Genomic DNA, 12,656 nt, shown 5'->3' with positions numbered 1-12,656 from the left:
GCAATGGTACATATACCGCTACTGTCACTTCTCCGACTACGGCTGGTTCAGGCGTTTTCGTGGCCACATTAGGCGCAGCTCCTGTGAAAAGTGGTACTGGTTCCCAAACTCAATCTACCATTACTTATACTGCTGGTACAGCGAATAAATTAGTCGTTTCTTCTATCTCGCAACAAACAGCTGGTACAGGGTTTGCTGTTACAGTTACATTAACCGACGTAAACGGCAATGCAGTCAATGCTACCGCTGATGGTACAGTTACTCTTACTCGTAAGACAGGTACTGGTACTTTAGGTGGTACGCTTACAGGTACCATTACTTCTGGATCTAGTGCAGTTACCATCTCAGGTGTTACTTATACCAAAGCTGAAACGGGTGTAGTTTTAACTGCAACAGGAACAGGTGCTGGTAGTAATGTAGCAGCCAAAGTTGGTGATTCTAATGCATTCACTGTCGTAGCCGGAACAGCATCTAAATACCTTGTTACCAGTAGCAATTACTCTCCTGTAGTTGGAGCTAATGTAACGATTACAGCACAATTAGTAGATGCATATAACAACCCTGTCAGTACCGCTGGTAAAACCATTAATTGGTCTAAGAGTGATGCTGCCAATGGCTCTTTCTCATCAGCACAAAGTACAACGGATGCCAGTGGTACAGCTACCGTGACATTTACAACACATACTGTTGCTAATACAACAACAACCATCACGGCAACGGATAACACAAGCCTTACGGGTACTACTACAAATATTACAACAGATGCTAGTGGAGCTTCTAAATTAGTGGTAAGTAATATCGCTCAGCAAACAGCTGGCACTAGTTTCGCCGTTACCGTTACTTTAACTGATGAAAATGGCAATGCGGTAAATGCAAGTGCTAATGGAACAGTAACGCTGACACGCAAAACTGGTACTGGTACTTTAGGTGGAAATTTAACAGGTACCATTACTTCTGGCACCAATTCCGTAACCATTTCTGGCGTTACTTATACCAAAGCCGAAACCGGCGTAGTTTTAACTGCTACGGGTTCTGTGGCTGGAAATGTGAACGGAAAAACGGGTGATTCCAATGCATTCACTGTGCTTGCTGGTGCTGCAGATGCTACTGCATCTACATTAACTCCGACTTCAGCAACTATTACAGCCGACGGTTCTACGACTCAAGTATTAACCGTGACTGCTAAAGATGCCAATGGAAATAATGTAGGAGCAGGTGGAGCTACCGTTACCATCACTAAATCTTCGGGATCTGGTACAATTGGTAGTGTTTCAGATAACTCAAATGGTACCTATACGGCTACTGTTACTGCTCCAACAAGCTCTGGTAGTGGTATCTTTGTAGCAACATTAAATTCCAACCCGGTAAAGAGTGGCACAGGTTCTCAAACTCAATCTACCATTACCTATGCGGCTGGTGCAGCGACTAAATTAGTTGTTTCTTCTATCTCGCAACAAACCGCTGGAACTGGTTTTGCCGTTACCGTTACACTAACCGACGTAAACGGCAATGCAGTCAATGCAACTGCGGATGGAACCGTTACTCTTACTCGTAAAACAGGTACAGGTACTTTAGGTGGTACACTTACAGGTACCATTACTTCAGGATCTAGTGCAGTAACCATCTCAGGTGTTACTTATACTAAAGCAGAGACAGGGGTAGAGTTAACAGCTACTGGTTCTGGATCAGGTAATGTTTCTGGTAAATCAGGTGATTCTAATGCCTTTACGGTAGTAGCGGGCGCTGCATCCAAATACATCGTAACAAGTAGTTCAAACTCCCCAGCGGCTGGCGGTACTATTACTATCACCGCCCAATTGGTAGATGCTAATAATAATCCTGTTGCAACTTCAGGTAAAACCATTACTTGGACTAAGAGTGATAATAATGGTTCTTTCTCTCCTACTTCAAGTAATACGGATATCAATGGAACAGCTACTGTAACCTTCACAGCCCATACCTTAGCTGGAACCACGACAACCATTACAGCGACAGATAACACAAGCTTGACTGGAACAACATCCACCATTACTGTTGGTTCAGGTGGAGCAAGTAAATTAGTTGTTTCTACCATCTCAGGTCAAACTGCAGGAACTGCTTTTGCTGTGACGGTTACCTTAACAGACGCAAACGGAAATGCAGTCAATGCTACTGCTGATGGAACAGTAACGCTGACACGCAAAACAGGTACTGGTACTTTGGGTGGTACACTTACAGGTACCATTACTTCGGGATCTAGTGCAGTAACCATCTCGGGTATAACTTATACCAAAGCCGAAACCGGCGTAGTTTTAACTGCTACGGGTTCTGTGGCTGGAAATGTGAACGGAAAAACGGGTGATTCCAATGCATTCACCGTGGTTGCTGGTGCTGCAGATGCTACTGCATCTACATTAACTCCGACTTCAGCAACTATTACAGCCGACGGTTCTACGACTCAAGTATTAACCGTGACTGCTAAAGATGCCAATGGAAATAATGTAGGAGCAGGTGGAGCTACCGTTACCATCACTAAATCTTCGGGTTCTGGTACAATTGGTACTGTTTCAGATAACTCAAATGGTACCTATACAGCTACTGTTACTGCTCCAACAAGCTCTGGTAGTGGTATCTTTGTAGCAACATTAAATTCCAACCCGGTAAAGAGTGGCACAGGTTCTCAAACTCAATCTACCATTACCTACGCGGCTGGTGCAGCAACTAAATTAGTTGTTTCTTCTATCTCGCAACAAACCGCTGGTACAGGGTTTGCCGTTACAGTTACATTAACCGACGTAAACGGCAATGCGGTCAATGCAACTACTGATGGAACCGTTACTCTTACTCGTAAAACTGGTACAGGTACTTTAGGTGGTACACTTACAGGTACCATTACTTCAGGATCTAGTGCAGTTACCATCTCAGGTGTTACTTATACCAAAGCCGAAACTGGCGTAGTTTTAACTGCTACAGGATCAGGTGCTGGAAGTAATGTGGCAGCTAAAGTTGGTGATTCTAATGCCTTTACTGTAGTGGCTGGAGCAGGTGCTAAATACCTAGTAACTAGCAGTTCTAGTTCACCTGCTGCAGGTGCAACAGTAACCATAACAGCTCAGTTATTAGATGCTAATGATAATCCTGTTACAACTGCTGGTAAAACCATTACTTGGACTAAAAGTGATATCAATGGTACTTTCGCTTCGGCAACTAGTACTACAGATGCTAATGGAACAGCCACAGTGGTCTTCACTTCGCACTCCGTTGCTGGTACAACTACAACGATTACTGCAACTGACAATTCGAACTTAACAGGAACAAGTCCGGCCATTACTACTGGTTCTGGAGGAGCTACAAAATTAGTTGTTTCCAATATTGCTGGTCAAACAGCAGGAACGGCATTTGCTGTAACAGTAACACTAACAGATGACAATGGAAATCCAGTCAATGCTTCTACCAATGGAACGGTTACCTTGACTCGTAAAACAGGTACAGGTACTTTAGGGGGAACACTTACAGGAACCATTACTTCTGGTTCTAGTGCAGTAACCATCTCTGGCGTTACTTATACCAAAGCAGAAGCAGGTGTGTCCCTTACTGCAACTGGTTCAGGATCAGGTAATGTCGTAGGTAAAGTGGGAGATTCCAATGCGTTCAGTGTAGTAGCTGGGGCTGGTGCTAAATACATCGTGACTAGCAGCAATACATCTCCAACTGCAGGAGGCGTTGTAACAATTACGGCTCAATTGGTTGATGCCAATAATAATCCAGTGACAACTGCTGGTAAAACGATAACTTGGTCGAAGAGCGACCTAAATGGTTCATTCTCATCTGCGACAAGCACAACAGATGCCAATGGTATAGCAACAGTAACATTTACTACGCATACAGTTGCAGGTACATCTACGACCATCACAGCTACAGACAATACTAACTTAACTGGAACGTCAGCAGGGTTCAGTTCAACTGCCTCTGCAGCGTCTAAATTAGTGGTAAGTAACATTGGAAACCAAGCAGCAGGAACGGCATTCTCTGTAACAGTTACATTGACTGATGCCAATGGAAATGCAGTCAATGCAACCGCCAATGGAACCCTAAGCTTAAGTTTGAAAACAGGTACAGGTACTTTAGGTGGAACTTTAACTGGAACCATGACCGCTGGTTCGAGCACACTTACTATTTCTGGTGTTACTTACACCAAATTAGAGTCAGGAGTTGTTATCACAGCTACGGGTTCAGGTGCTGGAAATACCAGTGGAAAATCAGGAGACTCAAATGCATTCAATGTAACGGCTGGTAGTGCAAATAAATTCATTGTTTCAAACATTACGGATAAAATTGCCTTAAATGCCTTCCCTGTTACAGTTACCTTAGTAGATGCCAATAATAACCTTGTCAATGCCGACGTCAATACTACGGTAACATTAAGTGTTAAAACGGGAACAGGTACTTTAGGTGGCACAATTAGTGGCACAATCATTAGTGGCAATTCAAGTGTAACCATTACAGGTGTTACTTATGATAAAGTTGAAACTGGCGTTGAATTGAAAGCAACGGGTACAAGTGCAGGTAGTGCCAATGGTAAAATTGGTAACTCCAACGCATTTGCAGTTAGTGCGGGAGTTGGCTCAAAAATCAAATTGAGTACACTTAGCAATTATGTTGCGGGTACTACGCAAACGATAACGGCCACCTTAACTGACGAAAATGACAATACGGTTTTAGCTACGGCTAATGGAACAATTACCTTAAGTGTTAAAACTGGAACAGGTACCATTTCAGGTACTTATACTGGAATTATTTTGGCAGGAACAAGTTCTGTCACCATCACCGGTGTAGTTTATAACAAAGCAGAAACCGGCATAGTGTTACGCGCCACTGGTACCGGAGCTGGATCTAATGTAAACGGAAAAGTGGGAGATAGTAATGCCTTTACGGTAAGCCCGGGTCCACTTTATCGCTATTTCATTAGTGGTTTAACCAAGCAAGAGGCAGGTACTGCTCAGACTATTACCATACGTGCATTGGATCAATATGATAACATCATTCCATCTTATGCTGGTATGAAACCGATCACCTTTACCGGAGCTTCGGCAGCCTCTGACCAATATAAGCCTAGTGCAGGTGCCCCAAATAACACTCCTACGTCCATTGGTGGTGGTAATGGCACATTGAATCAAACGGTTAAAAAGACAAATTCAACTACCACAGCAACTACCGTAAATATAAATGCAACTTCTGCAGGTAATATTGTTGTTCAAAATCCAAGTTCGACTAATGTCAATCTAAATGCTACACTTAGTACATCTTTATCTGAATTTGGAAGTACAGTCAACCTAACATTTACCAATGGTATTGCAAGTGCAGTGATTATTCTTTACAAAGCAGAAGTTGCTACCATTTCGGCTACTGATGGGGTGGTAAATACGCCAAAAGAAGGAGAATTACAGGTAGAAGTAGTTAACTCAACCTTTGTTAAATTGGAAGTAACACTCGCTCCGCAGCAAGTGGTAGGTCAACCTTTAGTAGGTTCATTAAAGGCCCTTGACCAATATGGCAACGTAGTGAAAAACTTTGATGCATCCCAAAACAACATCACAGTTGTTGTTACGAATTTAACAGGTAATGTAACAGGACTTTCTGGAACGATTAAATTAACCAGCCCAAGTGACTTTGTTAATGGGGTGGCAGACTTCTCTTTACTTGGAATTAAATACCAAGGTGGATCAGGTAATGGTGGATTTACCTTTACCCCAACTACGGGAGCAGGCGTACAAGCAGAAAATATTGTGGTTGTTGCCGATGACGTGGATGGAGATGGTGTATCTGATGAAAAAGAAGTAACCGATGGTACCGATAAAAATGATCCATGTTCGTACTTGGTGGCGAGTCAAGATTTCTCCAAAACAACCCTTACTTGGAAAGGCTTAGACTGCGACGGCGATGGAACAACCAATGGTACCGATGCAGCTCCATTGAACTCATGTATTGGAGGTATCCCAGGATATATTCCAGTGAAAGGTTCTTTAGGATATCAACGATATTTCTTAGGAGACTGTGATGGTGATGGCATAACCAATGACATGGAATGTTACGGTGGATATACGGGTGGTATTGTTTGTCAAGACTTTGACAGTGATGGTATCCCGAACTCTCAAGATCCTGATTCAGATGGTGATGGCATTTTAGATATCATTGAAAAGAATATTGATAGTGATGGTGATGGTGATGCCAATTACCTAGATCTTGATTCTGATAATGATGGTATTTTGGATTCCATGGAAAGAACTGTTGATAGTGATGGTGACGGAATTCCAAACTACTTAGATACTGATTCAGATAATGATGGTATTATGGATGCTTGGGAGGCTACGAATAGCACTCGTGGGGTTATAGATACCAACTATGATGGACGTGTTGACATCAATGGATCAGCTCCAGATGTAAACGGTAACGGATTGGTTGACTTCTTAGAATCTAATCCAGCTCCAATTCCAGATACAGATAAGGACGGTACTCCAGATTATTTAGATCTTGATTCCGATGGTGATGCCATCAGCGATAAAGTTGAATCTACAGGAGATGCGGATAAAGATGGTAAACCAAATTACCGTGATAAAGATTCGGATGGAGACTGGTTAGGTGATACCGATGAGCGTGACCGTGATAATGATGGTGATGGCACTCCAAATTACTTAGACTTAGACTCTGATGGTGATGGTATTCCAGACGCATGGGAAGGCAAGAGCAAATGCGCTACCTGTGACAATAAAAATGACGACAATGATGACGGATGGGATGATCGTGGTCAATACAAAGCCGTTATTGATACAGATAAGGACGGCTCGCCTGACTTCTTTGACCTAGATTCGGATAATGATTGTATCCCTGATCGTATTGAATTAGGTGGTGATGTGGATGGTGATGAAATCCCTAATTTCCGTGATGAAGATTCTGACGGAGATGGTATTCCAGATAAAATTGAAAGCGTGGTTTGTGAAAGTCCTGTGGATACAGATAAGGATGGCACAAAAGACTTTGAAGATCTTGACTCCGATGCAGATGGAATGCCAGATGCTATGGAAGCAGGAGCTAATCCAAGTGCGCCTATTGACTCTGATAAAGATGGCTTAGCCAATTACCGAGATACCGATTCGGATGGCGATGGCATTATGGATATCTATGAGGCAGGAAGCAATCCAAAATCTCCAGTAGACACGGATAAAGATGGTACTCCAGATTACCTAGACCTAGATTCTGATGGAGATAAAATTCCAGACCAAATTGAAGGTGGTGGAAATGGATTCAAACCATTAGATAGTGACTCAGACGGTATCGAAGACTTTAGGGATTTAGATTCAGACAATGATACGATTCCAGATGCGATTGAAGCGGGCCCTAGCCCAAGCAATCCTTTGGATTCAGATCAAGATGGTAGCTATGACTTTAGAGATGTGGATTCTGACGCAGATGGTTTATCAGATAAAATGGAAGCAGGATCAGATCCAAATAATCCTTTAGACACTGATAAAGATGGTAAAGCAGATTATGTTGACACCGACTCTGACAATGATAGCATTTTAGATCGTTTAGAAATTGGTTCTGATGCCAACAAAGCATTGGATACCGATGGCGATGGCTTACCAAACTACCGTGATACCGATTCTGATAATGATACCATTTTAGATAGCTTTGAAGTTGGCCCGGATGCCTTAATTCCAGCTGATTTTGATAAAGATGGTGTAGCTGATTATATCGATAGCGATTCTGATAATGATAGCATTCCAGACAAGGTAGAAGTAGGACCTAATCCTGCCGCTCCATTAGATACAGATAAAGATGGCGTTTCAGATTACCGTGATACGGATTCTGACAACGACGGCTTATCCGACAAGATTGAAGCTGGATCTGATCCAAACAGACCTGTGGATTCTGACAAAGACGGACTACCAGATTACCGTGATGTGGATAGTGACAATGATGGTATCCCTGACAGAATTGAGGTAGGAAAAGATCCTAATAAACCTGTTGACACAGATGGTGACGGAACGCCAGATTACCGTGATACGGATTCTGACAACGACGGAACTCCGGATAGTATTGGAGCTGGAAATAATCTAAATACCCCATTGGATACTGATAAAGACGGTATTTACGATTACATAGATCCAGATGACGATAATGATAGAATTCCTGATTTATTAGAAGATGATTTGAATTATGGTGCTATGCCTGATTGTGATAAGGATGGTATTCCAAACCGACTTGATCCAGATAATTGTGACACCTTTGTTCCGCAAGGAATATCGCCAAACAATGATGGATTCAATGATAAATTGATCATTCCAGGAATTTTGAACTACCGTAATAGAATCAGTATTTACAATCGTTGGGGAGATTTAGTTTTCGAAACTGAAAACTATAAAAATGATTGGGGTGGAGAAAGTTCTCCTAACAATGTATTAAACATAGATAAAAAATTACCAGATGGGGTATATTATTATGTTGTCGATTTCTTTGGTGTTAAACCAAATATTTCAACTTACGTATTCATAAATCGCACTGCGTTGGATCGTTAACATAACTACTTTAATGCATGTAAAAACGAGGGCTTCAAGTCCTCGTTTTTTTTGCCCCTAAAAAATTGCCCTCCTTTTCTTTTTTATTTCATAGAATTAAACATAACTTTTGAGGGAATATGCAGTTTCGACTCATTAGAAATGAGCAAATCCCATTCATGTTTCTATTCAACTATGAGTAACCCGACACCCAAGAATTTATATAGCCTAATCTTTTTTAATTCAATTACTCCTATTTCCAAGGATTTAAAACAATACCTTTCAGCCCATATGACAAGTCATAGCTTTAAGAAAGGCGAATTAATATGCCAAGCTGGGGACACAGTCAGCCACTTACATTTAATTAAAAAAGGATTAGTTCGTGGTTATTACCAGCATGGGTCAAAAGAAATTACCCAATGGGTAGATTGGGAGAACCATGTTTTCACCTCGGTGGGCGGATTTTTCATGCGGACGCCTTGCAAAGAAAATATTCAAGCTATAGAAGCCACACAAACGGAATCATTGCATTATGACGATTTGCAATATTGCTTAAAGCACTTTCCAGATATGGCAACTATCTATCGAACCTTGTTTGAATTCTACTTAGTTTCAGCGGAAGAAAGAGTCTATATTTCACGGATTCCTAATGCCAAAGACCGATATGACGCATTTTTGGCCTCTGGATACTCCGAAAGTATATCACGAATTCCGAATAAATACATTGCCGAATTTCTGGGAATTAGACCCGAAACATTAAGTAGATTAGGTCATGATCATCCCGATATATCGTAATTCAAAGGGGATTAAATTATTGACAATTATCAAGAGGACATATCAAATTTGAAAATAATTCGATGAGATTGCCATCCTTTGACTTACTTTTGTGAAACCAAATCACAACTACTATTAGTTAGCTAGTTGCTCCGTGTTCTTAATAAATAAACGAAAAAGGAATTTCTTTCTATCTGACAGTAATGTCTAGCCAGTGAGTTTATTCCTTTTTTTATGCCAAAAAGCAACTAATCAGGCCTTATCAATAGCTTCTTAAGCTGCTTGATTTGTTTGGCCAATTCATCCCAAAAAACTGTCCTTGGTTTATTTTAATGTTTCAGTGGTCGCTGTTTAATCATGCCTCCTTTGGTATCTTTTACACTAGACATAACCACAAAAGCATCTTTATCAATTTGTTCAATGGCATTGTTCAGTCGATTAAGTTCCAATCGAGTCACAATGGTATAAACGATGTCCACATGTTCTGATTCCCCCTTTTTCCCAAATCCCTTTTTTCCTGAATAGACCGTAAAACCCCTTCCCATTTCCTTTTGAATCATTTCCTTGATGGCATTATGTTCGCTTGAAATAATAGTCACTCCCATATATTCTTCAAAACCTTCTAAGAAAAAATCCAAGGTCTTGGAAGCAGATAAATAGGTTACCATAGAATAAAGGGCAATTTCTACCGAAAGAAAATAGGTAGCCGCTAAAAAAATACACGCATTTAAACCAATGATGATGTCTCCTATGGTCGTTCCCAATCGTTTACTCAAATAAATAGCCAATACTTCTGTTCCGTCAATCACCGCTCCCCCACGTATAGTCAAACCTATACCTGCACCCAGAAAAAAACCACCAAACAAGGCCACCAATAAATTATCACTGGTTACATCAGGAAAAGGAACAAAGGCCACTACAGCCGCTAATCCAGAAATGGCAAATGCTGTTTTGATAGCAAAGGTTCGGCCCATCACGCGTAAGCCTAATAAAACAAAAGGAATATTGATGATGATCAATAATATGGCCAAGGGTAATTTAGTCACATTCGTGAGTAATAAAGATATACCGGTGGCACCTCCATCAATAAAATGATTGGTCAATAAAAACCCTTTGAAACCAAATGAGGCCGAAAAAATCCCCAAAATGATTAAAACGATATCCTTGAGCAAAGACTGATTGCGGCTTTTATTTGAAGAATGTTTATTTGGCATAGGCTAAAATTATATTTACAATCGGAATAGGCATTAAACTTCTTTATTAACAGCATAAAACCATTCGCTGTTCCATTCTATAATTAAACACTTTTTTCAAAAGCACTAGGCTAACTAGATTGAAACCTAATTCAAAAAGGATCGAACAGAATAATTAGATAATTAACTAAATCATGAAATAACTCAAACCTTAACCTGGGTGGATTTCAACTATGTCAAATATCGTAATCAATAAAATTCACTTGACTTAAAATTGGATTTTTCTCCCATAAATTAGATTAAAATATTCCTAATTTTTACTAAATTAGGGAAATAAGAACCAAAAGACCAATCGAATACATCGCATGAAAAAGAAAATTCTAATTACCCTTATCGTTGTTCTTGTGGGGATACAATTTATCCGCCAAGAAAAAAATGAATCTGATGATCAAACTTTTGCTATCTCCAAGAAATACCTAGTACCTGAAAATGTGAATCATATTCTTCAAGTGGCATGTAACGACTGCCATTCGAATAAAAGTACTTATCCATGGTACCACAACATTCAACCTGTTGGGTTTTTCTTAACGCACCATATCAATGATGGGAAGAAACATTTAAACTTATCTAGTTTCACCCAATTACCTATTGCGGTACAAAACCATAAATTGGAAGAAATTGTAGAAACCGTTGAAGAAAAAGAAATGCCCATGGAATCTTATACGTATTTTGGCCTACACCCAGAAGCGAACCTGAGTCAAGAACAACGTGAGGTGCTAATCTCCTGGGCAAAAGCTCAAATGGACAGCCTGAAGGCTCATTATCCAGCTGATAGCTTAGTGATGAAAAAAAGAAAACAATCCTAAAACAAAAATCATCATATAACTATTTATATGATTTTTTGTACAGAATAAAGGATTAAAATATCTATATTGAAGGGAAAATGTATGGCTACAAAAGCCACTTTTTCCCTTTTTTTGCTCTAGACCTTTTAAATGATGATTAAGCGATGAAAAATAGATTTTTCCTCAGCCTCCTCTTGTGTTTTTCTCTGAGTATAAGTCAAGCTCAAACTTGGATAGATTCATTAGACCGATACGGTAGAGAAGTGTATATGCCTGCCGAAAAATATGTTTGGGATTGGGGGCAAGCCACTTTTCTTAATTCTTTAATTCATGTATATCAAAGTAAACCGGATACAGAAAAAGCACAATACCTTCAATACATTCGAACAGCCATGGATAAAACATACGATGTAGCCAATGGCAAGCATCCCAATGCCATAGCTTCAGGAATAGGCATGGCGTTTTTAGCCCGAGTGAGCAAAGAGGAAAAATACAAAACCAAAGCCCAAGCGATATATCAAGATTACCTAAATGCTCCAAGATCTAAAAATGGGGGCATTTCTCACCGAACAGAGACCGTTGAATTATGGGATGATACGGTATATATGCTCCAAATGTTTCTCATGGAAATGTACCGAGGCACTGGAGATGAAAAATACCTGGCGCATATCTACTCCCAAATAAAGGCACATAGTCAATCCTTAGCTAACCCCAATACAGGGCTTTGGGTGCATGCTTGGGACGATGATGATCAAGATTATGATGATGGATGCAGTATAGTGGGTTGGCCAGATAAAAAGACCCGAAAAAGTAGCGAATACTGGGGTAGGGCAAATGGTTGGGTAACCATGACCTTGGTTGATGTGATAAGCAACATTAGCCCCAAGTCCAATTACTACGAACCATTAAAAAAAGAATTTCTTTCCATCATTCGGACCTTGCCATCTTTGCAAAACAAACAAACTGGGCATTGGTATCAACTCCTTTTGTACCCACAGGACGCCAAAAACTGGGAAGAAAGCTCTTCTACAGCCATGTTTGCTTATTCCATGGCTAAAGGAATAGAATTAGGCCTATTGAATCCTTCCGAATATTTACCTTCTATCCATGCCGCTTACCAAGGCTTAAAAAAACATAGCTTGGTGCAGCCTAAAGGCCCTTACCTATGCCCTAGTCGAGTTTCCGGAGGAACTTGTGTAGGTATGAAAGACTATTATTATGGAAGACCAATCGTGGAAGGCCAAGGCTTTGGCATTGGTTCATTTATCATGTTCGCTCTAGAATACCAAAAAATCGCACGCCACTAATAC

At 40.5% G+C, this 12,656-nt stretch carries 5 protein-coding genes; 4 read left to right on the top strand and 1 reads right to left on the bottom strand.

Annotated elements, in window-relative coordinates:
• The first annotated feature begins 59 nt into the window (after positions 1-59).
• A complete protein-coding gene (locus tag ACST15_RS10595; RefSeq protein WP_459454627.1) occupies positions 60-8,555 on the top strand; it encodes an invasin domain 3-containing protein in 8,496 nt (2,831 codons plus the stop codon).
• Between the two features lie 174 nt (positions 8,556-8,729).
• Positions 8,730-9,329: a Crp/Fnr family transcriptional regulator gene (locus tag ACST15_RS10590; RefSeq protein WP_459454626.1), complete on the top strand. Its 600-nt coding sequence runs from the start codon at positions 8,730-8,732 to the stop codon at positions 9,327-9,329.
• A gap of 308 nt (positions 9,330-9,637) precedes the next feature.
• On the opposite strand, the gene ACST15_RS10585 is transcribed toward ACST15_RS10590, so the two are convergent.
• Positions 9,638-10,522 (bottom strand): YitT family protein, encoded by an 885-nt coding sequence (locus ACST15_RS10585; RefSeq protein ID WP_459454625.1) that lies wholly within the window; start codon positions 10,520-10,522, stop codon positions 9,638-9,640.
• 344 nt (positions 10,523-10,866) lie between these two features.
• Here ACST15_RS10585 and ACST15_RS10580 point away from each other — a divergent pair, with 344 nt between their 5' ends.
• Both ACST15_RS10580 and ACST15_RS10575 read left to right on the top strand, forming a co-directional pair.
• Positions 10,867-11,367, top strand: coding sequence for a heme-binding domain-containing protein (locus ACST15_RS10580; RefSeq protein WP_459454624.1), 501 nt, complete (start codon positions 10,867-10,869; stop codon positions 11,365-11,367).
• 143 nt (positions 11,368-11,510) lie between these two features.
• On the top strand, positions 11,511-12,653 hold the full coding sequence (locus ACST15_RS10575) for a glycoside hydrolase family 88/105 protein (RefSeq protein ID WP_459454623.1): 1,143 nt from the start codon (positions 11,511-11,513) through the stop codon (positions 12,651-12,653).
• Positions 12,654-12,656: the final 3 nt, after the last annotated feature.

It is taken from the genome of Aquirufa sp. Wall-65K1 (assembly GCF_054558475.1).
This window is presented reverse-complemented; position numbering and strand designations above follow the sequence as displayed.

Coding starts and splice junctions, on each gene's coding strand:
- ACST15_RS10585 (WP_459454625.1), bottom strand. CDS start 10,522: ATGCCAAATAAACATTCTTCAAATAAAAGCCGCAATCAGTCTTTGCTC.
- ACST15_RS10590 (WP_459454626.1), top strand. CDS start 8,730: ATGAGTAACCCGACACCCAAGAATTTATATAGCCTAATCTTTTTTAAT.
- ACST15_RS10580 (WP_459454624.1), top strand. CDS start 10,867: ATGAAAAAGAAAATTCTAATTACCCTTATCGTTGTTCTTGTGGGGATA.
- ACST15_RS10575 (WP_459454623.1), top strand. CDS start 11,511: ATGAAAAATAGATTTTTCCTCAGCCTCCTCTTGTGTTTTTCTCTGAGT.